The sequence below is a fragment of the Streptomyces sp. A3M-1-3 genome, assembly GCF_024213665.1.
Lineage (GTDB): Bacteria > Actinomycetota > Actinomycetes > Streptomycetales > Streptomycetaceae > Streptomyces.
Window position 1 is genome coordinate 1 of the sequence record NZ_JANAVP010000022.1, and the last position, 21345, is coordinate 21345.

Genomic DNA, 21345 nt, shown 5'->3' on the forward strand with positions numbered 1-21345 from the left:
CGATTCACCGGGGTATGCAAGCACAACACGACCGACAACGCACTTCTGCGACCAGCACTTTCGCAACAGACCCTAGGACCCGGGTCAGCTCGCGGCTCAACTCAGCGAGAAAACCCACCCGTTCATACAGGAGGGCCTGGCCGACCTGCTCGCCACTGCCCTCGATCACACCGCGGAAGGCGGTACATGTCGCCGTCGCCATCAGCCTAGCCACACCCGCCACCCCCGCCCCGGGGCATCGTTCCAGGAGCAGGAGCAGCGTGCTCGATGCGGTTCCCGGCTTCGGCCAGCAGGCCGCGGCGCGCCTCGCGTGAGCGCATCCCGTACATCCGGCCCGCGAAGGTCCCCACCAGCGACATGAAGTCATCCAGCAGCTCCTCCATCCCCCCGGCCGCGCCCTTGGCGTGCATCATTTCCACCTCGACCCCGTGATGGGCCAGGACCTGGATCAGCCAGCCGGTCCCGAACCGGGCAAGCCGGTCCGCATGCGTGACGCGCACATGCGTGAACTCGCCCGCCGCCGCCCGCTTCAACAGCCGGTCAAGACCCGGACGCGACTCCCGCAACCCCGAGGCCCGGTCCTTGAAGACCGCGACCACCACCCCCGAGGCCGAGCCCCGCAACTCCGCCTCCTGCGAGGCCAATGACGACTCCTGCCCACTGGTCCCCGAAACGCGCACATACAACGCCTCACGGCGACCACCGCTCCCCGCAGCACCGGTCAGTGCGTCCAACGCCCCGATCGAGAAACGGCGTTCCCGCCCTACCCACACCACCGGGACCTTGCCCTCGTTCGCCCACAACCGCAGCGTGCCCGGGTGAACACCCACCCGCCGCGCGGCCACCGACAACCGAAGAAGCTCCATGCCCGACAACCTACGGACCCCACGCCACCAGCCCACGAGAATCAGCAGGAAACACATTCAATCGGAGGAAACGCCACCCCAAACCCTGCGGATCACCCTCGCATCTGATAAGCAGCATCACCCAGCCTGCTTAAGCAAAAACCGCAACAGTTGAAGACCCTGGCGCCGACCGCCGCGGTCTTCGAGGAGCAGGGCCCGGTCGCGGCGCTGCGCCGCTCCGCCACGGCGGACCGTACGACGGCGGGGCGCCACCTCACCAGGTGGCGCCCCGCCGTCGTACGTGTGTAGCGCTGTGCTCAGACGTGCTGGTCAGACGTTGAAGCCGAGCGCGCGCAGCTGCTCACGGCCGTCGTCCGTGATCTTGTCCGGGCCCCACGGCGGCATCCAGACCCAGTTGATCTTCAGTTCGCTGACGATGCCCTCGGTCGCCGACTTCGCCTGGTCCTCGATCACATCGGTCAGCGGGCAGGCCGCGGACGTCAGCGTCATGTCGAGGGTGGCGACGTTGGAGTCGTCGATGTGGATGCCGTAGATCAGGCCGAGGTTGACGACGTCGATGCCCAGCTCAGGGTCGACGACGTCGTACAGCGCCTCACGGACCTCTTCCTCGGAGGCGGGCTTCGTGGTCACAGTGTCTTCGCTCATGCCGTCTTCCTCTCGGCGCCATCACCCAGTGCCTGGGCCGTCGCGTCCTTCCACGCCATCCAGCTCAACAGCGCGCATTTCACCCGGGCGGGGTACTTCGAGACGCCGGCGAACGCGACCGCGTCCTCCAGCACCTCCTCCATGGCCTCGTCCGGCTCGATCTTGCCCTTGGACTGCATCAGCTCCAGGAAGGTGCTCTGGATCTTCTGCGCCTCGGCCAGTTCCTTGCCGACCAGCAGCTCGTTCAGCACGGAGGCGCTGGCCTGGCTGATGGAGCAGCCCTGGCCCTCGTAGGACACGTCCGTGATCGTCTGGCCGTCGTACTTCACGCGGAGCGTGATCTCGTCGCCGCACGTCGGGTTGACGTGGTGCACCTCGGCGTCGCCATCCCGCAAGCCCCGCCCGTGCGGGTGCTTGTAGTGATCCAGGATGACTTCCTGGTACATCGAATCCAGCTTCACGTCCCAGCCCCTAGCCGAAGAAGTTCCGTACGTGCTCCAGCCCGTCGACCAGGGCATCGACCTCGGCCGGCGTGGAGTACAGGTAGAACGACGCTCGCGTGGTCGCAGGAATTCCGTACCGCAGGCAGACCGGCCGCGCGCAGTGGTGGCCGACCCGGACCGCGATGCCCTGCTCGTCCAGTACCTGGCCCACGTCGTGCGGGTGGATGTCGCCGAGGACGAAGGAGATGGCCGCGCCCCGGTCCTCGGCCGTCGTCGGGCCGATGATCCGCAGGTCGGGGACCTCCAGCAGGCGCTTGACCGCGTACTCCGTGATCGCGTGCTCATGCGCGGCGATCTTGTCCATGCCGATCGAGGAGAGGTAGTCCACGGCCGCGCCGAGGCCGACGGCCTGGGCGATCGGGGGCGTGCCGGCCTCGAACTTGTGCGGAGCGGGCGCGTACGTCGACGAGTGCATCGAAACCGTCTCGATCATCTCGCCGCCGCCGAGGAACGGAGGCAGGTCGTTGAGCAGCTCCTGCCGGCCCCAGAGCACGCCGATACCGGTCGGGCCGCACATCTTGTGGCCGGTGAAGGCCACGAAGTCGGCGCCGAGCGCCTGTACGTCCAGCGGCATGTGCGGGGCGGCCTGCGAGGCGTCGACCAGCACCAGGGCGCCGACGTCCTGCGCACGCCGGACGATCGCCTCGACCGGGTTGATCGTGCCCATGATGTTGGAGACCAGCGTGAAGGAGACGATCTTCGTCTTCTCGGTGATGATCTCTTCGATGTTGGACAGGTCGAGCCGGCCGTCGTCGGTGAGGCCGAACCACTTCAGCTTCGCGCCCGTGCGCTGCGTGAGCAGCTGCCACGGCACGATGTTGGAGTGGTGCTCCATCTCCGTGATGACGACCTCGGTCTCGCGGTCCACCCGGTAGGGCTCGTCGGCCCAGCCGAGCATGTTGGCCACGAGGTTGAGCGACTCGGAGGCGTTCTTGGTGAAGATCACCTCGTCGCGGCTCGGCGCGTTGATGAAGGCGGCGACCTTGTCGCGCGCGCCCTCGTACAGCGCCGTGGCCTCCTCGGCGAGCACGTGCACGCCGCGGTGGACGTTCGCGTTGTGCCGCTCGTAGTACCCGTTGAGCGCGTCGAGCACCTGGCGCGGCTTCTGCGAAGTCGCCGCGTTGTCCAGATAAACGATCTTCTTCCCGTCGTGGACCACACGATCCAGCAGGGGGAAGTCCTTGCGGATCGCTTCGGTGTCGAGGAGGCCCGGCAGCTGTGTCACGCGGTTGCGCCACCCTTCACGTAGGACTCGTAGCCCTCGGCCTCGAGCTTGTCGGCGAGCTCGGCGCCGCCGGACTCGGCGATGCGGCCGTTCGCGAACACGTGCACGAAGTCGGGCTTGATGTAGCGCAGGATGCGCGTGTAGTGCGTGATCAGCAGGGTGCCGACCTCACCGCCCTCGCGGACCCGGTTGACGCCCTCGGAGACGATCCGCAGCGCGTCGACGTCCAGGCCGGAGTCGGTCTCGTCGAGGATCGCGATCTTCGGCTTGAGCAGCTCGAGCTGGAGGATCTCGTGGCGCTTCTTCTCACCGCCGGAGAAGCCCTCGTTGACGTTGCGCTCGGCGAAGGCGGGGTCCATGTTGAGGCGCTCCATGGCCTCCTTGACCTCCTTGACCCACAGCCGCAGCTTGGGGGCCTCGCCGCGGATCGCCGTCGCCGACGTACGCAGGAAGTTGGAGACCGAGACGCCGGGGACCTCGACCGGGTACTGCATGGCGAGGAAGACGCCGGCGCGTGCGCGCTCGTCGACCGTCATCTCCAGGACGTTCTCGCCGTCGAGAGAGACGGTGCCGCCGGTGATCGTGTACTTCGGGTGACCGGCGAGCGAGTACGCAAGAGTCGACTTGCCAGAGCCGTTCGGGCCCATGATCGCGTGCGTCTCGCCCTGCTTGACGGTCAGGTCGACGCCCTTGAGGATCTCGCGGGCGCCGCCATCGGCCTCGACGGAGACGTGCAGGTCGTTGATTTCAAGCGTTGCCATGGGTGCCTCAGGACTCCTGGGTGACGGAGACGAGCACATCGTCCCCTTCGATCTTTACGGGGTATACGGGGACGGGGCGCGTCGCGGGAAGGCCGGACGGCTTGCCGGTACGGAGGTCAAAGCTGGATCCGTGCAGCCAGCACTCGATCTGGCAGTCCTCGACCTCGCCCTCCGAGAGGGAGACGTTCGCGTGCGAGCAGATGTCGTTGATCGCGTACACCTCGCCCTCGGTGCGCACGACGGAGACCGGCGTGCCGTCGAGTTCCACCCGCTTCGGGGTGTCGTCCTCCAGCTCGCTCAGCGCACAAGCCTTGACGAAGGCCATCAGACGGAAGCCTCCAGCTCGGCGTCGATCTTGGCGATCAGACGCTCCTCGACATCCGGCAGACCGATCCGCTGGACCAGCTCGGCGAAGAAGCCGCGCACCACGAGCCGGCGGGCCTCGTCGGCCGGCATGCCGCGCGACTGCAGGTAGAAGAGCTGCTCGTCGTCGAAGCGGCCGGTGGCGGAGGCGTGGCCGGCCCCGACGATCTCGCCGGTCTCGATCTCCAGGTTGGGGACCGAGTCGACCCGCGCGCCGTCGGTGAGGACGAGGTTGCGGTTCAGCTCGTACGTGTCGGTGCCCTCGGCCCCGACACGGATCAGGACGTCGCCGATCCAGACCGCGTGCGCGTCCTGGCCCTGCAGCGCGCCCTTGAAGGCCACGTTGGAGCGGCAGTGCGGCGCGTTGTGGTCGACCAGGAGCCGGTGCTCCTGGTGCTGGCCCTGGTCGGTGAAGTACAGGCCGAAAAGCTCGGCCTCGCCGCCCGGGCCCGCGTACTGCACTCGCGGGTGGATACGGACCAGGTCGCCGCCGAAGGTGACGGTGACCGACTTGAAGGACGCGTCACGGCCGACCAGCGCGTTGTGCTGCGCCACGTGGACGGCGTTGTCGTCCCAGTCCTGTACGGAGACGACGGTCAGCTTCGCGCCGTCGCCCAGCACGTAGTCGACGTTGGCGGCGAGCACGGCGTCACCGGTGTGGTCGATGACGACGACAGCCTCGGCGAAGGCGCCCAGCTCCACGACCTGGTGGCCGAAGGCGGTCCCGCCGTCGCCGTGCACCGCGATCCGGATCGGCTCGTCGAGCACGGTCTCCTTGGGCACCGAGACGACCGAGGCCTTCTCGAAGGAGGAGTAGGCCTGGGCGGCGACCCGGTCCACCGGGGTACCGGCCCTGCCGAGCCGCGCGTCGCCGCGGTCCACCGTCTCGACGGTGACGCCCTCGGGGGCGATCACCTCGACGGTGAGCACGCCACCGGCTTCGGCGGAGCCGTCGTGCAGACCGCGGAGGCGGTCGAGCGGGGTGAACCGCCACTCCTCCTCGCGGCCGTGCGGAACCGGGAAGTCCGCCACGTCGAAGGACGGGGGCGCACTCATACGGGTGGCGACGGTGGACTCGGCGGCCACCGCGATGGACCCGGCGGTGGTGGAACCCGCCGGAATGTTCTGAGCCTCAGCCATGGCTGTCGTCGTGCTCTCTCTCTACGTCGAAACGTCGAAATCAGTCGCTGCGGGGGGTGTGTCGGGCTGTGCTAGCCGACAGACCCCTCCATCTGCAGCTCGATCAGCCGGTTGAGCTCCAGTGCGTACTCCATGGGCAGCTCACGCGCGATCGGCTCGACAAAGCCGCGCACGATCATGGCCATGGCCTCGAACTCCGTCATACCGCGGCTCATCAGGTAGAAGAGCTGGTCGTCGGAGACCTTGGAGACGGTCGCCTCGTGGCCCATGGACACGTCGTCCTCACGGACGTCCACGTACGGGTAGGTGTCCGAGCGGGAGATCGTGTCGACCAGCAGCGCGTCACAGAGCACGTTGGACTTCGCGCCCGGCGCGCCCTCGCCGATCTCGATCAGACCGCGGTACGAGGTACGGCCGCCGCCTCGCGCCACCGACTTGGAGACGATGTTGGACGAGGTGTTCGGGGCCATGTGGACCATCTTGGCGCCGGCGTCCTGGTGCTGGCCCTCGCCCGCGAAGGCGATGGACAGGGTCTCGCCCTTGGCGTGCTCGCCCATCAGGTAGACGGCCGGGTACTTCATGGTGACCTTGGAGCCGATGTTGCCGTCGACCCACTCCATGGTCGCGCCCTCGTACGCCACGGCGCGCTTGGTGACCAGGTTGTAGACGTTGTTCGACCAGTTCTGGATGGTCGTGTAGCGGCAGCGGCCGCCCTTCTTCACGATGATCTCGACCACGGCGCTGTGCAGCGAGTCCGAGGAGTAGATCGGGGCGGTGCAGCCCTCGACGTAGTGGACGTACGCGTCCTCGTCGACGATGATCAGCGTCCGCTCGAACTGGCCCATGTTCTCCGTGTTGATACGGAAGTAGGCCTGCAGCGGGATGTCGACCTTCACGCCCTTCGGCACGTAGATGAACGAGCCACCGGACCAAACGGCCGAGTTCAGCGACGCGAACTTGTTGTCGCCGACCGGGATTACCGTGCCGAAGTACTCCTGGAAGAGCTCCGGGTGCTCCTTCAGCGCGGTGTCCGTGTCGAGGAAGATGACGCCCTGCTCCTCCAGGTCCTCGCGGATCTGGTGGTAGACGACCTCGGACTCGTACTGGGCCGCGACACCGGCGACGAGGCGCTGCTTCTCCGCCTCCGGGATGCCGAGCCTGTCGTACGTGTTCTTGATGTCCTCCGGCAGCTCCTCCCACGAAGCGGCCTGCTTCTCGGTGGAGCGCACGAAGTACTTGATGTTGTCGAAGTCGATGCCCGACAGGTCGGAGCCCCAGTTCGGCATGGGCTTCTTGTCGAACAGGCGCAGACCCTTCAGCCGCAGCTTCAGCATCCACTCGGGCTCGGACTTCTTCGCCGAGATGTCGCGGACGACGTCCTCGGAGAGGCCGCGCTTCGCCGAGGCGCCGGCTACGTCGGAGTCGGCCCAACCGTATTCGTACGTGCCCAGGCCTTCGAGCTCAGGATGGGCAGTCTCCGTGGGGAGAGTCATGCGGGGTTCCTCCCGGCCGTGTTTGCAGATGCTGTGGTGGTGGTGGTCTGTGTTCCGCTGTGCGGAATGAACGTCGTACACACTCCGTCGCCGTGGGCGATGGTGGCCAGACGCTGCACATGAGTCCCGAGCAGACGGGAGAAGACCTCGGTCTCCGCCTCGCACAGCTGCGGGAACTGCTCGGCCGCGTGGGCTACCGGGCAGTGGTGCTGGCAGAGCTGTTCGCCGACCGGTGCGCTGCGCGCCGTAGCAGCGTACCCGTCCACGGTCAACGCCCTGGCGAGTGCCTCGGTACGGTCCTCGGGTGCGGCCGCGTCGACGGCCTTCCGGTAGGTCTCGGCCTGCGCGGCCAGCCGGGCGCGGGCGAAGGCGGCGACTGCCGCTTCTCCCTGCTCCCCGCCGCCTGCGGCCTCGGAAATCCAGTGCAGGGCATCGACGGCCAGCTTGTCGTACGACTGGTCGAAGGCGTCCCGGCCGCAGTCGGTGAGCGCGAAGACCTTGGCCGGGCGGCCACGAGTCCGGGCTCCGTACACGCGCTGCTCCCGGGGCTCGACCACGTCGTCGTGTACGAGCGCGTCAAGATGGCGGCGGACGGCGGCCTGGGTGAGGCCGACCCTCTTGGCGAGGTCCGCCACGGTCGAGGGCCCGTGGTCCAGGATGGACCGCGCGACTCGGGTGCGAGTGGACCGCTCCCCGGTCGCGAGCTCCTCATGGGCCTCGCCGACGTATTTCACAACACCATTGTTGCGTAATTCCCCAAGCCGCGACAAGCGGTGCAGGTGGGCGGCCTCAGGTGGCCTCGGTCACTAAGGGTTACCTAATCAGCCCCCCGGACCGAGGGCCCCCAAGGGCTCTCTAGACTCGCCCCTATGCGAATCGAGCAGGTCGTCCAGGTCCGCGGCCTGGTCAAGCGGTACGGAGAAAAGACCGCGGTGGACGGCCTCGACCTGGAGGTCCGGGCGGGCACGGTCACGGGCGTCCTCGGTCCCAACGGCGCCGGCAAGACCACCACCGTAGAAACCTGCGAGGGATACCGCCGTCCGGATGCCGGCACCGTGCGGGTACTCGGCCTGGACCCGGTCGCGGACGCCTCCGCGCTGCGCCCCCGGATCGGCGTGATGCTGCAGTCCGGCGGGGTGTACTCGGGGGCCCGGGCCGACGAGATGCTCAGGCACATGGCCAAGCTGCACGCCCACCCGCTCGACGTGGACGCGCTCATCGAGCGGCTCGGCCTCGACAGCTGCGGCCGGACGACGTACCGCAGGCTGTCCGGCGGCCAGCAGCAGCGGCTCGCCCTCGCGATGGCCGTGGTCGGCCGTCCCGAGCTGGTCTTCCTGGACGAGCCGACCGCCGGTCTGGACCCGCAGGCCCGCCGGGCCACCTGGGCTCTCGTACGCGAACTGCGCACGGACGGCGTCGGCGTCGTCCTCACCACCCACTTCATGGACGAGGCCGAGCAGCTCGCCGACGACATCGCGATCCTCGACGCGGGCCGGGTCATTGCCCAGGGCAGCCCCGAGCAGCTGTGCCGCGGCGGCGCGGAGAACACCCTCCGCTTCGCCGGGCGGCCAGGTCTCGACCTCGCGGCCCTCCTCAAGGCCCTGCCCGACGGAACCGCGGCGGCCGAGCTGACCCCCGGCGCGTACCGCATCAGCGGCAAGGTCGACCCGCAGCTGCTCGCGACTGTGACCACCTGGTGCGCCCAGCACGGGGTCATGCCGGAGGGCATCTCGGTGGAGCGGCACACACTCGAGGACGTTTTCCTTGAGCTCACTGGAAGGGAGCTGCGCGGATGACGCGGGCCGACACCGGCATCGGCCGGGGGTCCGGGGGTTGCCCCCCGGGACGGCACAGCCTTGAGCTCACTGGAAGGGAGCTGCGCGGATGACGCGGGCCGACACCGGCATCGGCCGGGGGTCCGGGGGTTGCCCCCCGGGACAGCACAGCCTTGAGCTCACTGGAAGGGAGCTGCGCGGATGACGCGGGCCGACACCGGCATCGGCCGGGGGTCCGGGGGTTGCCCCCCGGGACAGCACAGCCTTGAGCTCACTGGAAGGGAGCTGCGCGGATGACACGGGCCGACACCGGCATCGGCCGGGGGTCCGGGGGTTGCCCCCCGGGACAGCACAGCCTTGAGCTCACTGGAAGGGAGCTGCGCGGATGACACGGGCCGACACCGGCATCGGCCGGGGGTCCGGGGGTTGCCCCCCGGGACAGCACAGCCTTGAGCTCACTGGAAGGGAGCTGCGCGGATGACACGGGCCGACACCGGCATCGGCCGGGGGTCCGGGGGTTGCCCCCCGGGACAGCACAGCCTTGAGCTCACTGGAAGGGAGCTGCACGGATGAGCGCCGGTACGTTCACGCCGAAGCCCGGGGCGGCGCCGCTGTCCCGGATGATCGCGGCACAGACCGCGCTGGAAACCAGGATGCTGCTGCGCAACGGCGAGCAGCTGCTGCTGACGGTGGTCATCCCGACCCTGCTGCTGGTGCTCTTCTCCACCGTCGACATCGTCGCTCTGCCTACTGAACCGAGTGGGAACGCCAGGGCCGTCGACTTCCTCGCGCCCGGCATCCTCGCGCTCGCGGTGATGTCGACCGCGTTCACCGGGCAGGCCATCGCGACCGGCTTCGAGCGCCGGTACGGGGTGCTCAAACGGCTTGGCGCCTCGCCGCTCCCCCGGTGGGCCCTGATGACCGCGAAGACCCTGTCCGTACTCGTCACCGAAGTGCTGCAGATCGCGCTGCTGACGGTGATCGCGTTCGGACTCGGCTGGTCCCCCCGGGGCAACCCGCTCGCCGTGGTCCTGCTGCTCGTCCTCGGGACGGCGGCGTTCTCGGGCCTCGGCCTGCTGATGGCCGGAACGCTGAAGGCCGAGGCAACCCTGGCCGCGGCCAACCTGGTCTTCCTGCTGCTGCTGGTCGGCGGCGGGGTGATCGTGCCGCTGGAGAAGTTCCCGGAGACAGCGCAGTCGGTGCTCGGCCTGCTGCCGATCTCGGCGCTCTCGGACGGCCTGCGCGACGTCCTCCAGCACGGCGCCGGGATGCCGTGGGGCGACCTGGGGATCCTCGCGGTGTGGGCGGTACTGGGACTGGGCGCGGCGGCCAAGTTCTTCCGCTGGGAATGAGCCACCTCACCGCCCCCTAGTGAATCCGTGCGCAAGGGGCGTCCTACGATAGAGCCCGTGTTGACCCCCCTCGCCCTTATCGCCCGGCGCTGGACGCCCACCCCCCGCACGCTCCGGCGCGCCGCGCTCGCCGCCCTCGTGATGAGCGTCGCCATCGTGGTCACCGGCGGCGCGGTCCGGCTGACCGGCTCCGGTCTCGGCTGCGACACCTGGCCCAAGTGCACGGACGACAGCCTCATCGCGACACCCGCGCAAGGCGTGCACGGCGCGATCGAGTTCGGCAACCGGATGCTGACGTACGTGCTGTGCGCGGCGGTCGGCTGGGCCATCACCGCCGCCCGTTCGACCAAGCCCTGGCGGCGCGGTCTGACCAGGCTGGGCTGGGCCCAGTTCTGGATCGTGATGGGCAATGCCGTCCTCGGCGGCGTCACCGTCATGGCGGGCCTCAACCCGTGGACCGTCGCCGGCCACTTCCTGCTCGCCACCTCGCTGATCACGGTCACCACGATCACCTGGCAGCGCACCCGCGAGGGCGACGGCACCGCACGCCCGCGCGTCCCGCGCCCCGTCCGCAAGCTGTCCTGGGCCCTGATCGCCGCCTCCGTCGTACTGATCGCGGCGGGCACGGTGGTGACCGGATCCGGTCCGCACGCGGGCGACAGCAGCGAGGTCCCGCGGATGGGGTTCGACTGGGCGGGCGCCGCCCATGTGCACGCGATCGCCGCCTGGGTCGTGTGCGCGCTGGCTCTCGGCATGTGGCTGGTGCTGCGTGTGGTGGACGCTCCGGCGGACACCCGGGCCCGCGCCAGGGACCTGCTGCTGGTGCTCCTCGCCCAGGGCGCCATCGGCTATGTGCAGTTCTTCACCGAGCTTCCCGAGGTCCTGGTCGCCGCCCACATGCTGGGCTCGTGCCTCGTCTGGATCGCGGTGCTGCGGGTCGCGCTGAGCCTGCGCGAGCGCCCGGCGACCGCGGCGGAGATCCCCGCCCAGAGCGACCAGGCACTCTCGGCCGCCGTCTAGACCCTGGCCGCGGCTAGGTCTGACCTAAGCCGCGTCCAGCCCGTAGACGCGGCGGGCATTGCCCGCCGCGATCATGGCGGCGACCCGCTCCGCGTCCCGGCGGGACCACGCCCCGTCGCCGACCCAGCCGCCGAGCACCCGCGCCATCGCGTCGCGGAACACCCGCGCCCCCACCACGTGCAGCTCCGGCAGGCCACGCCCGCCGCTGGAGAACAGCAGCTTGCCGAACGGCGCCAGCTCCAGGATCTCCGCGAGTACGGCCGCGGCCCGGGCGCCGGTGTGCGCCAGGGCCGGCCCCAGGTCGGCGTACACATGCGGGAAGGCACCGGCCAGATGTGCGGCATGGCGGTGGTACGGATAGCCGTGCAGCAGCACCAGATCGGTGCCCAGTCCGCCGGTGGCCCGGACGAAATCGGTGAGCAGTATCGGGTCGGTGCGGTCGATGCGCAGCTGGGGGTCGCCCGCGCCGGCGTGCAGTTGCAGCGGCAGTCCCGAGGCGACGGCCATCCACAGCAGATGCCTCAGCAGTACCGGGTCGGTGAGCTTTCCGCCCGCCGGGCGCCGCGCCAGCCAGCGGCCGGCGGCCCCGCGCACCTCACCGGGTCCCGGCGGCTCGGGGGCAAAGGCCAGCCCGTACCCGATGCCGGCGACGGAGGTGAAGGCGACGGCCGAGGCGGCCGCCCCGTGCACGGCCTCGGCGAGATTGGCGAGGAACGACTCCACGGTGCCGGAGGTGTCGGCCACCTGCTCGGCCAGCAGTTCGAGCCGGACGATCTCATGCGCCTCGGCGGCACCGGCCACGGCCAGCTCGCCCGGCCCGGTGAGGTCGCCGGGCAGCCCGGTGTCCACCAGATAGGTGGCGATTCCGGAGCCGCGCAGCAGGCGCCTGCCCGACTCGATGACGCCGAGTTCCCTGCGGCGCGCGAGATAGCGCGCCGGCGGGCAGTGCGGCTCCAGGCCGAGCAGCGGCGGGCACCAGCGGCGCACCGCGAAACCGGTCTGGGTGTCGAAGAAGGTGGTGCCGGGGGCGGGCGGCCCCTCGGCCCTGCTGAGGTACGCCTCGAACGTGCCGAGGCCCAGTTCTGTACGGAGCACCCCATGGCAGTACTGGTCCACCAGGGACGGCGTTTCGATCATCCGGGCATCCCGTTGTGGGCGTGGGGGTCCCCCCGGACGGAGTCCGGGGAGGGGACGTGCTTCCACCCCTCCTAACGGGTGACCCCCGCGTCAGGTGTTGCTCGCGCTGTTGCTCGGGCCGCCCAACTGGATACCGGCCATGCGCGTCCACTCGTACGGACCGGTGCGCACCTTCGCCGCGAACTCGCCGTCGAAGGACTCGTGGAGGGTCAGCCCGGCCTTCTCGGCGGCCTGCTCGGCGATGGCGTGGCTCGGGGCCACCAGGTCGCCCCAGCCGCCGTCCTCGCCGACGAGGACGATCCGGGTGCCCATCTGCCCGAGGTACGCGAGCTGTCCCTCGGCGCCGCCGTGCGCCTTGGAGAAGGCGCCGATCTGCTTGGCGAGCTTCGCCGCCTTGCGCTCGGCGCGGGCGTCGGGCGCGGTCTCTTCAGCCTTGGTGTCTGCCATGAGCCGCATGCTACTCGCGAGTAATGGCTATGCCTACTGCCGACTGCGCCTATCGCAGGAACGGGTCCACGGCGACGGCGACGAAGAGGAGCGAGACATAGGTGATCGACCAGTGGAACAGCCGCATCTCCTTGAGCTTGCCGCCCGTCGCGCCGCCCCTGGCACGCGACTGCAGCGAGTGCGCCTCCCAGAGCCACCAGCCGCCGGTCACCAGCGCCACCGCCGTGTAGAACCAGCCGGTGTAGCCCAGCGGGGTCAGGAGCAGCGAGACGCCGACCATCACCCAGCTGTAGAGGACGATCTGGCGGGCCACCACCGTGCTGGAGGCGACGACCGGCAGCATCGGCACGCCCACCCGGGCGTAGTCCTCCTTCACCTTCATCGACAGCGGCCAGTAGTGCGGCGGCGTCCAGAAGAAGATGACGAGGAAGAGGATGACCGCGGCCCACGACATGGAGTTCGTGACGGCCGACCAGCCGATGAGCACCGGCATACAGCCGGCGATGCCGCCCCAGACGATGTTCTGCGCGGTGCGGCGCTTGAGCAGCATCGTGTAGACGACGACGTAGAAGAGCAGCGCGCCGAGTGACAGTGCGGCGGACAGCCAGTTGACGAGCAGCCCGAACCACAGCGTGGAGACGGCGGCGAGGACGAGGCCGAAGACCAGGCCCTCGCGCGGGCTCACCATTCCGGTGACCAGCGGACGCTGCGACGTGCGGTCCATCAGCGCGTCGATGTCGCGGTCGATGTACATGTTCAGCGCGTTGGCGCCGCCCGCGGAGAGGTATCCGCCGACACAGGTGACCAGCACGAGCCACAGGTCGGGAACGCCCTGCTCGGCCAGGAACATCACCGGTACGGTGGTGATGAGCAGCAGTTCGATGATCCGCGGCTTGGTCAGTGCCACGAAAGCCTTGACCCGGGCCCCGAACGGCCGCCGGCCGGGGCTCGTCCCGAGCTCCCCCATAGCCCTCCGGGCATGGGAGGTGCCCCCACCCGCAGGACGGGATTCGACGGCCGTCACGCACACCCCTGACGAAAGACTCCCAGCAAGCTCCGGACGTGAAGGCCCGGTAAAGACTTGCGCGTACCACGCCACTCTAGACGTTGCCCGTACGCCGCCCTGCGCCGGGGTGGGGTCGTGTTGAGCAGCCGACCCGCGAGGCGCGTACTGGTGCGCGGAGAGGCGAATGCCCCGCGGAGACGGCAGTCTGGCAGTGACCTGATCTGTTACGGGATCACTGACCGGCATCACCGGCCGGCGCTCGAAAAGATGGGCGTTGCGGCGGGGGTAGGCTCGACAACGCCCGGTGCATCCGTCGTCACCGGGATACGACATGTGGAGAGGAGCCCTGACCCAGGGTGAGCACCAAGCCGACCACCACAGACCTCGAGTGGACCGATCTGGACCAGCGGGCCGTTGATACCGTCCGAGTCCTGGCCATGGATTCCGTACAGAAGGTCGGCAACGGCCACCCCGGTACGGCCATGAGCCTCGCGCCCGCCGCCTATGTCCTGTTCCAGAAGTTGATGCGGCACGACCCGGCGGACGCCGACTGGACCGGCCGTGACCGTTTCGTGCTGTCCGCGGGCCACTCCAGCCTGACGCTCTACATCCAGCTCTACCTCGCCGGTTACGGCCTTGAACTCGCCGACCTGGAGGCATTCCGCACCTGGGGTTCCAAGACCCCGGGCCACCCGGAGTACGGCCACACGGTGGGTGTCGAGACCACGACCGGCCCGCTGGGCCAGGGTGTGGCCAACGCCGTGGGCATGGCGATGGCGGCCCGCTACGAGCGCGGCCTCTTCGACCCGGACGCGGCTCCGGGCACCTCCCCCTTCGATCACACCATCTGGGCGATCGCCGGCGACGGCTGCCTCCAGGAGGGCATCTCCGCCGAGGCGTCCTCCCTCGCGGGCCACCAGAAGCTCGGCAACCTGGTGCTGCTTTGGGACGACAACCACATCTCCATCGAGGGCGACACGGAGACCGCGGTCTCCGAGGACAGCCTCAAGCGGTACGAGGCGTACGGCTGGCACGTCCAGCGCGTGGAGCAGCAGGCGAACGGCGACCTCGACCCGAAGGGTCTGTACGAGGCGCTGAAGGCGGCTCAGGCCGAGACCGAGCGCCCGTCGTTCATCGCGGCCCGCTCGATCATCGCCTGGCCGGCGCCGCACGCCCAGAACACCGAGGCCGCGCACGGCTCGGCGCTCGGCGCCGAAGAGGTCGCGGCCACCAAGCGCGTGATGGGCTTCGACCCGGAGCAGTCCTTCGAGGTCTCCGACGAGGTCATCGCACACACCCGTGAGGCGCTCGACCGCGGCCGCGAAGTGCGTGGCGAGTGGGAGAAGACCTTCGCCGCGTGGCGGACCGCCAACCCGGAGCGTGCGGCCGAGTTCGACCGCATCGCCGCGGGCGAGCTGCCCACCGGCTGGGAGGAGAAGATCCCCGTCTTCGAAACCGGCCACTCTGTCGCCACCCGCGCGGCCTCCGGCAAGGTTCTCCACGCGCTCGGTGCGGTCATCCCCGAGCTGTGGGGCGGCTCGGCCGACCTCGCCGGCTCCAACAACACCACGATCGACAAGCACTCGTCGTTCCTGCCCGTCGGCAACCCGCTGCCGGAGGCGAACCCGTACGGCCGCACGATCCACTACGGCATCCGCGAGCACTCCATGGCCGCGGAGATGAACGGCATCGCGCTGCACGGCAACACGCGTATCTACGGCGGCACGTTCCTGGTGTTCTCCGACTACATGCGCAACGCCGTGCGCCTGTCCGCGCTGATGCACCTGCCGGTGACGTACGTGTGGACCCACGACTCGGTCGGCCTCGGCGAGGACGGTCCGACCCACCAGCCGGTGGAGCACCTCGCGTCACTGCGCGCCGTCCCGGGGCTGAACATCGTCCGGCCGGCGGACGCCAACGAGACGGCGATCGCGTGGCGGGAGATCCTCCGCCGCTGGACCAAGGTGTTCGGCAAGGGCGCCCCGCACGGTCTGGCGCTGACCCGCCAGGGTGTTCCGACGTACGAGCCCAACGAGGACGCGGCCAACGGCGGTTACGTGCTGTTCGAGGCCGAAGGCGGCGAGGCGCAGGTCGTCCTCATCGGTACCGGCTCCGAGGTGCAGCTCTGCGTCGAGGCGCGTGAGCAGCTCCAGGCCGCCGGCGTTCCGACGCGCGTTGTCTCGATGCCGTCGGTCGAGTGGTTCGAGGAGCAGGACCAGGGGTACCGGGACTCCGTGCTGCCGCCGGCCGTGAAGGCACGGGTGGCGGTCGAGGCCGGTATCGGCCTGACCTGGCACCGCTTCGTGGGCGACGCGGGCCGGATCGTCTCGCTGGAGCACTTCGGCGCTTCGGCGGACGGCAAGGTCCTCTTCCGCGAGTTCGGCTTCACGGCCGACGCGGTGGCCGCCGCCGCCCGGGAATCGATCGAAGCCGCAGCACGCTGACGCCGGTATACGACAAGTAGGAGATGCAACTCTCATGACAGACGCACTCAAGCGCCTCTCCGACGAAGGCGTCGCGATCTGGCTGGACGACCTCTCGCGCCAGCGGATCACGTCCGGCAATCTCGCCGAACTGATCGACCAGCAGCACGTCGTGGGCGTCACCACCAACCCCTCGATCTTCCAGAAGGCGATCTCCGAGGGCCACGGTTACGACCAGCAGCTCGCCGACCTCGCCGTCCGCAAGGTCACCGTCGAGGAAGCCGTACGCATGATCACGACGGCGGACGTCCGCGACGCCGCGGACATCCTGCGTCCGGTCTTCGACGCGACGCAGGGCCAGGACGGCCGGGTGTCCATCGAGGTCGACCCGCGCCTGGCGCACAACACCCATGCGACCGTCGCCGAGGCCAAGCAGCTCGCCTGGCTGGTGGACCGTCCGAACACGCTGATCAAGATCCCGGCGACCAAGGCCGGCCTGCCGGCGATCACGGAGACCATCGGCCGGGGCATCAGCGTCAACGTCACGCTGATCTTCTCTCTGGAGCGCTACCGCGAGGTCATGGACGCCTACCTGGCGGGTCTGGAGAAGGCGAAGGCCGCGGGCCTGGACCTCTCGAAGATCCATTCGGTGGCGTCCTTCTTCGTGTCCCGCGTGGACACCGAGATCGACAAGCGGCTCGACGCGCTGGGCACGCCCGAGGCCAAGGAGGCCCGCGGCAAGGCGGCGCTGGCCAACGCCCGCCTCGCGTACGAGGCGTTCGAGGAGGTGTTCGGCTCGGCCGACGAATCGACACAGTCGAGCGACCGCTGGGCGGCTCTGGACAAGGCGCAGGCCAACAAGCAGCGTCCACTGTGGGCTTCGACCGGCGTCAAGGACCCGGCGTACAAGGACACCCTGTACGTCGACGAGCTGGTCGCCCCGGGCACGGTGAACACCATGCCGGAGGCCACCCTCGACTCCACCGCCGACCACGGTGGGATCACCGGTGACACGGTGCGCGGCACGTACGAGCAGGCCCGCGCCGACCTCGACGCCGTCGAGAAGCTCGGCATCTCGTACGACGACGTCGTGCAGCTTCTGGAAGACGAGGGCGTCGAGAAGTTCGCGACGTCCTGGAACGACCTGCTCAAGTCGACCGAGGCGGAGCTGAAGCGCCTCGCCCCTTCGGAGGGCTGACCACGTTGTCTGTTAACGGAGCGAACCCGCTTCGTGACGCACAGGACCGACGGCTCCCGCGCATCGCGGGGCCGTCGGGCCTGGTCATCTTTGGCGTTACGGGCGATTTGTCACGTAAAAAGTTGATGCCTGCCATCTACGACCTGGCCAACCGCGGCCTGCTGCCGCCGGGTTTCTCGCTCATCGGCTTCGCCCGCCGCGAGTGGCAGGACGAGGACTTCGCCCAGGAGGTGCACGACGCGGTCAAGCAGCACTCGCGTACGCCCTTCCGCGAGGAGGTCTGGCAGCAGCTGGTGCAGGGGTGCCGCTTCGTCCAGGGCAACTTCGACGACGACGTGGCGTTCGAGACGCTGAAGTCGACGATCGAGGAGCTGGACAAGGCGCAGGGGACTGGCGGCAACTTCGCCTTCTACCTCTCCGTACCGCCCAAGTTCTTCCCGAAGGTGGTCCAGCAGCTCAAGAAGCACGGGCTGGCCGACCAGCGGGAAGGCTCCTGGCGGCGGGCGGTCATCGAGAAGCCCTTCGGACACAACCTGGCGAGCGCGCAGGAGCTCAACCAGATCGTCCACGAGGTCTTCCCGCCCAACGAGGTCTTCCGGATCGACCACTACCTGGGCAAGGAGACCGTCCAGAACATCCTGGCGCTGCGCTTCGCCAACACGATGTTCGAGCCGATCTGGAACCGGTCGTACGTCGACCATGTCCAGATCACGATGGCCGAGGACATCGGTATCGGCGGCCGCGCCGGCTACTACGACGGCATCGGCGCCGCCCGTGACGTCATCCAGAACCACCTGCTGCAGCTTCTCGCGCTGACGGCGATGGAGGAGCCGGGCTCCTTCCACCCCAAGGCACTGGTCGCCGAGAAGCTCAAGGTGCTCACGGCGGTGCAGCTGCCGGAGGACCTGGGCAAGCACACCGTGCGCGGGCAGTACGCGGCCGCGTGGCAGGGCGGCGAGAGGGTCGTCGGGTACCTCGAGGAGGACGGCATCGACCCCAAGTCGAAGACCGACACCTACGCGGCCATAAGGCTGGAGATCAACAACCGCCGCTGGGCGGGCGTGCCGTTCTATCTGCGCACCGGCAAGCGCCTCGGCCGCCGCGTGACCGAGATCGCGGTCGTCTTCAAGCGGGCGCCGTATCTGCCCTTCGAGTCGGGGGCGACCGAGGAGCTGGGGCAGAACGCCCTGGTCATCCGGGTCCAGCCGGACGAGGGCGTCACCGTGCGGTTCGGCTCCAAGGTGCCGGGCACCTCGATGGAGGTCCGGGACGTCACGATGGACTTCGCGTACGGCGAGTCGTTCACCGAGTCCAGCCCGGAGGCGTACGAGCGCCTCATCCTCGATGTGCTGCTGGGCGACGCCAACCTCTTCCCGCGCCACCAGGAGGTCGAACTCTCCTGGAACATCCTCGACCCGATCGAGCAGTTCTGGGACGCGAACGGCAAGCCCGCGCAGTACCCCGCCGGGACGTGGGGGCCGGTCGAGGCGGACGAGATGCTCGCACGAGACGGACGGAGCTGGCGTCGGCCATGAAGATCGACCTCACGGACACCAACTCCAGCAAGATCAACGCCGCGCTGGTCCAGGCGCGCCGCGACATCGGCACGCCGGCCATCGGCATGGTGCTGACCCTCGTCATCGTCACCGACGAGGAGAACGCGTACGACGCCCTCAAGGCGGCGAACGACGCGTCCCACGAGCACCCCTCGCGGATCATCGTCGTGATCCGGCGGATCAGCCGCTCGCCACGCAGCCGGCGCGACGCGCGCCTCGACGCCGAAGTGCGCGTCGGGGCCGACTCCGGCACCGGTGAGACGGTGGTGCTGCGGCTCTACGGCGACCTCGTCAACCACGCGCAGTCCGCGGTGCTCCCGCTGCTGCTGCCCGACGCCCCGGTGGTCGTCTGGTGGCCCGAGGGGGCACCGGCGGACCTGGCGAAGGACCCGCTCGGCACGCTCGCGCAGCGCCGCATCTCGGACACGTACGCCACCGAGAACCCGCTCGCGGCGCTGTCGGGGCGGGCGGAGGCGTACGCCCAGGGCGACACCGACCTGGCCTGGACCCGGATCACGCCGTGGCGCTCGATGCTCGCGGCGGCGCTGGACCAGCAGTCCGTGGAGATCACGTCGGCGCTGGTCGAGGGCGAGGACGAGAACCCGAGCTGCGAGCTGCTGGCCATGTGGCTGGCCGACCGGCTGGGGGTGCCCGTACGGCGGGCCCTGTCGTCCGGCCCCGGGCTCACGGCCGTACGCCTGGAGACCAAGGACGGCGACATCGTCCTGGACCGGGCGGACGGATCGCTGGCGACGCTGTGCATGCCGGGCCAGCCGGACCGCGCGGTGGCGCTCAAGCGGCGGGAGACCGCCGAGCTGCTCGCGGAGGAGCTGCGCCGGCTCGACCCGGACAACATCTACGAGTCCGCGGTGAAGTTCGGGGTGGACCGGCTGCAGCAGGGCGCCGCGGCGGCCGCCGAGGCCGAAGAGCCGGCCGCCGAGAAGGCCGCACCGGCCGCGAAGAAGCCGGCGGCCAAGAAGGTGGCCGCGAAGTGAGCACTCCGCAGGTCGTCGTACACCGCGACAAGGATCTGATGGCGCAGGCCGCGGCGGCGCGGCTGATCACGAAGATCGTGGACGCCCAGGCCGCGCGCGGCTCCGCCTCCATCGTCCTGACGGGCGGGCGCAACGGCAACGGCGTGCTCGCCGCCATGGCCGCGGCGCCCGCGCGGGACGCGGTGGACTGGGCGCATCTGGACCTGTGGTGGGGTGACGAACGGTTCCTCCGGGCCGACGACCCCGAGCGCAACCACACCCAGGCCCGCGAGGCGCTGCTCGACTCGGTACGGGTGGACCCGGCGCGGGTGCATGTCATGCCCGCCTCGGACGGACCGTACGGGGGGGATGCGGACGCCGCCGCGGCGGCGTACGCGGACGAACTGGCCGCCGCGTCGGGGCCGGAGAACCACGGTCCGGTGCCGACCTTCGACGTACTGATGCTGGGCGTCGGCCCCGACACGCATGTCGCGTCGCTCTTCCCGGAGCTGCCGGCCGTACGGGAGACCGAGCGCACAGTCGTCGGCGTGCACGGCGCTCCCAAGCCGCCGCCCACCCGTATCTCCCTGACCTTGCCCGCCATCCGCGCGGCCCGCGAGGTGTGGCTGCTCGCGGCGGGTGAGGACAAGGCGGGCGCGGTGGCGATCGCGCTCGGCGGCGCAGGGGAGATCCAGGCCCCGGCGGCGGGCGCGTACGGGCGCAGCCGCACGCTGTGGCTGCTGGACCGCGCGGCAGCGGCGAAGCTGCCGCCCCAGCTGTACCCGCCGGCTTCGGCCTGAACGTACGACGGCGGCCCCGCACCTGCCTGTCCGGGTGCGGGGCCGCCGTCGCGTGGTGCGCCCGTCAGGCCAGCTGGTAGCCGCTGCCGTCGCGGGTCCGGCTGAGCAGGCCGTCGATGACCAGATAGCGGCGCAGCGCGGCGCTGTCGTCGTGCACCTGCTGAATCGCCTCGTTGACCTCCGCCTCGGAATAGCTGCGGCCGGGCTCGAACCGGGACTCGGCCAGATACTCCAGCAGCTCCCGGCGCAGGGCGGTCCGTACCGGAATGGCCGTCAGCCGCCCGCGCGAGAACAGTCGTTGGAGCTGCGGCGGCAGGCAGTCCGCCTCACGGTCAACGGGTTCGGTCCCCAGAGCCTCCTGGAACGCGTCGGCACGGGCGACGAAGCCGCCGTCCTCATGCGGCCGCACCAGACCCGCCTGGATCAGGGGCCCCAGGTGCTTGCGCGCCAGCTCGGCGTGCTCGCCCCGGAAGGGATGCGTGGGGCCCTCCGCCAGCACGAGCTGGGCGTAGAGGCGTACGCGGTCGGGGTCGCCGAGGGCGGCCATCAGGGGGTGCATGACGTCCTTTCGGGGCGGGTGTCACCGGCAGTTCGGACTGCAGTGTCACCCGCCCCGGCCGGAACGGCATCCGGTTTACCGGATGCGCCGCGCTCGAACCGC

Annotated in this window: 22 protein-coding genes; 9 read left to right on the forward strand and 13 right to left on the reverse strand. The window is 69.7% G+C overall.

All coding sequences use genetic code 11. From position 1 onward, the window contains the following. Window positions 1-206 precede the first annotated feature (206 nt). Window positions 207-866: an IS607 family transposase gene (locus tag NLX86_RS23305; protein ID WP_254373719.1), complete on the reverse strand. Its 660-nt coding sequence runs from the start codon at window positions 864-866 to the stop codon at window positions 207-209. Between the two features lie 150 nt (window positions 867-1016). Between NLX86_RS23305 and NLX86_RS23310 the strand changes: the two genes are divergently transcribed. Next, window positions 1017-1154, forward strand: a complete 138-nt coding sequence (locus NLX86_RS23310) for a hypothetical protein (RefSeq protein ID WP_254373720.1) — start codon at window positions 1017-1019, stop codon at window positions 1152-1154. Between the two features lie 21 nt (window positions 1155-1175). Here the strand turns inward: NLX86_RS23310 and NLX86_RS23315 are convergent, their stop codons facing one another. The 8 genes from NLX86_RS23315 to NLX86_RS23350 form a co-directional block, all read right to left on the reverse strand. Beyond that, on the reverse strand, window positions 1176-1511 hold the full coding sequence (locus NLX86_RS23315; protein WP_254373721.1) for a metal-sulfur cluster assembly factor: 336 nt from the start codon (window positions 1509-1511) through the stop codon (window positions 1176-1178). Then, entirely contained in the window at window positions 1508-1972 is a 465-nt protein-coding gene (gene sufU, locus NLX86_RS23320; protein WP_254373722.1) for a Fe-S cluster assembly sulfur transfer protein SufU, read from the reverse strand. The genes NLX86_RS23315 and sufU overlap by 4 nt, the downstream gene beginning before the upstream one ends. A 10-nt stretch (window positions 1973-1982) precedes the next feature. Beyond that, entirely contained in the window at window positions 1983-3239 is a 1257-nt protein-coding gene (locus NLX86_RS23325) for a cysteine desulfurase (RefSeq protein ID WP_254373723.1), read from the reverse strand. Further along, window positions 3236-4000 carry a Fe-S cluster assembly ATPase SufC gene (gene sufC, locus NLX86_RS23330; RefSeq protein WP_254373724.1) on the reverse strand — a complete coding sequence of 255 codons (765 nt, stop codon included), beginning with the start codon at window positions 3998-4000 and terminating at the stop codon, window positions 3236-3238. Before sufC ends, NLX86_RS23325 begins: the two co-directional genes overlap by 4 nt. A 7-nt stretch (window positions 4001-4007) precedes the next feature. Continuing rightward, a complete protein-coding gene (locus NLX86_RS23335) occupies window positions 4008-4325 on the reverse strand; it encodes a bifunctional 3-phenylpropionate/cinnamic acid dioxygenase ferredoxin subunit (RefSeq protein ID WP_254373725.1) in 318 nt (105 codons plus the stop codon). Then, complete coding sequence (gene sufD, locus NLX86_RS23340) at window positions 4325-5503, reverse strand: Fe-S cluster assembly protein SufD (protein WP_254373726.1); 1179 nt, start codon at window positions 5501-5503, stop codon at window positions 4325-4327. Before sufD ends, NLX86_RS23335 begins: the two co-directional genes overlap by 1 nt. Before the next feature lie 71 nt (window positions 5504-5574). Next, window positions 5575-6996 (reverse strand): Fe-S cluster assembly protein SufB, encoded by a 1422-nt coding sequence (sufB, locus tag NLX86_RS23345; protein WP_254373727.1) that lies wholly within the window; start codon window positions 6994-6996, stop codon window positions 5575-5577. Continuing rightward, window positions 6993-7730, reverse strand: coding sequence for an ArsR family transcriptional regulator (locus NLX86_RS23350; protein ID WP_254373728.1), 738 nt, complete (start codon window positions 7728-7730; stop codon window positions 6993-6995). Before NLX86_RS23350 ends, sufB begins: the two co-directional genes overlap by 4 nt. 135 nt (window positions 7731-7865) lie before the next feature. Here NLX86_RS23350 and NLX86_RS23355 point away from each other — a divergent pair, with 135 nt between their 5' ends. From NLX86_RS23355 to NLX86_RS23365, 3 genes are all read left to right on the forward strand, one after another. Further along, window positions 7866-8792, forward strand: coding sequence for an ABC transporter ATP-binding protein (locus tag NLX86_RS23355; RefSeq protein WP_254373729.1), 927 nt, complete (start codon window positions 7866-7868; stop codon window positions 8790-8792). Window positions 8793-9340: 548 nt separating this feature from the next. After that, window positions 9341-10123, forward strand: coding sequence for an ABC transporter permease (locus NLX86_RS23360; RefSeq protein ID WP_254373730.1), 783 nt, complete (start codon window positions 9341-9343; stop codon window positions 10121-10123). A 48-nt stretch (window positions 10124-10171) separates the two neighbouring features. Beyond that, complete coding sequence (locus NLX86_RS23365; protein WP_374213949.1) at window positions 10172-11143, forward strand: heme A synthase; 972 nt, start codon at window positions 10172-10174, stop codon at window positions 11141-11143. Window positions 11144-11167: 24 nt separating this feature from the next. Here NLX86_RS23365 and NLX86_RS23370 read toward each other — a convergent pair whose 3' ends face one another. From NLX86_RS23370 to NLX86_RS23380, 3 genes are all read right to left on the reverse strand, one after another. Continuing rightward, window positions 11168-12280 (reverse strand): amidohydrolase family protein, encoded by a 1113-nt coding sequence (locus NLX86_RS23370; RefSeq protein WP_254373732.1) that lies wholly within the window; start codon window positions 12278-12280, stop codon window positions 11168-11170. A 90-nt stretch (window positions 12281-12370) separates the two neighbouring features. Next, window positions 12371-12727 carry a hypothetical protein gene (locus tag NLX86_RS23375; protein ID WP_254373733.1) on the reverse strand — a complete coding sequence of 119 codons (357 nt, stop codon included), beginning with the start codon at window positions 12725-12727 and terminating at the stop codon, window positions 12371-12373. Between the two features lie 49 nt (window positions 12728-12776). After that, window positions 12777-13751 (reverse strand): heme o synthase, encoded by a 975-nt coding sequence (locus NLX86_RS23380; RefSeq protein WP_374213945.1) that lies wholly within the window; start codon window positions 13749-13751, stop codon window positions 12777-12779. A 338-nt stretch (window positions 13752-14089) separates the two neighbouring features. Here NLX86_RS23380 and tkt point away from each other — a divergent pair, with 338 nt between their 5' ends. The 5 genes from tkt to pgl are packed head-to-tail and all read left to right on the forward strand — an operon-like array spanning window position 14090 to window position 20684. Then, the gene (gene tkt, locus NLX86_RS23385; RefSeq protein ID WP_254373735.1) at window positions 14090-16177 is read left to right on the forward strand and encodes a transketolase; all 2088 of its coding nucleotides are present in this window, start codon (window positions 14090-14092) and stop codon (window positions 16175-16177) included. Window positions 16178-16211: 34 nt separating this feature from the next. Next, complete coding sequence (tal, locus tag NLX86_RS23390; protein WP_254373736.1) at window positions 16212-17354, forward strand: transaldolase; 1143 nt, start codon at window positions 16212-16214, stop codon at window positions 17352-17354. A 5-nt stretch (window positions 17355-17359) separates the two neighbouring features. After that, window positions 17360-18889, forward strand: coding sequence for a glucose-6-phosphate dehydrogenase (gene zwf / locus NLX86_RS23395; RefSeq protein ID WP_254373737.1), 1530 nt, complete (start codon window positions 17360-17362; stop codon window positions 18887-18889). After that, window positions 18886-19905 (forward strand): glucose-6-phosphate dehydrogenase assembly protein OpcA, encoded by a 1020-nt coding sequence (gene opcA, locus NLX86_RS23400; protein ID WP_254373738.1) that lies wholly within the window; start codon window positions 18886-18888, stop codon window positions 19903-19905. Before zwf ends, opcA begins: the two co-directional genes overlap by 4 nt. Further along, the gene (pgl, locus tag NLX86_RS23405) at window positions 19902-20684 is read left to right on the forward strand and encodes a 6-phosphogluconolactonase (RefSeq protein ID WP_254373739.1); all 783 of its coding nucleotides are present in this window, start codon (window positions 19902-19904) and stop codon (window positions 20682-20684) included. Before opcA ends, pgl begins: the two co-directional genes overlap by 4 nt. 64 nt (window positions 20685-20748) lie before the next feature. Here the strand turns inward: pgl and NLX86_RS35145 are convergent, their stop codons facing one another. Next, entirely contained in the window at window positions 20749-21243 is a 495-nt protein-coding gene (locus tag NLX86_RS35145; RefSeq protein WP_374213946.1) for a DUF2087 domain-containing protein, read from the reverse strand. Window positions 21244-21345 lie beyond the last annotated feature (102 nt).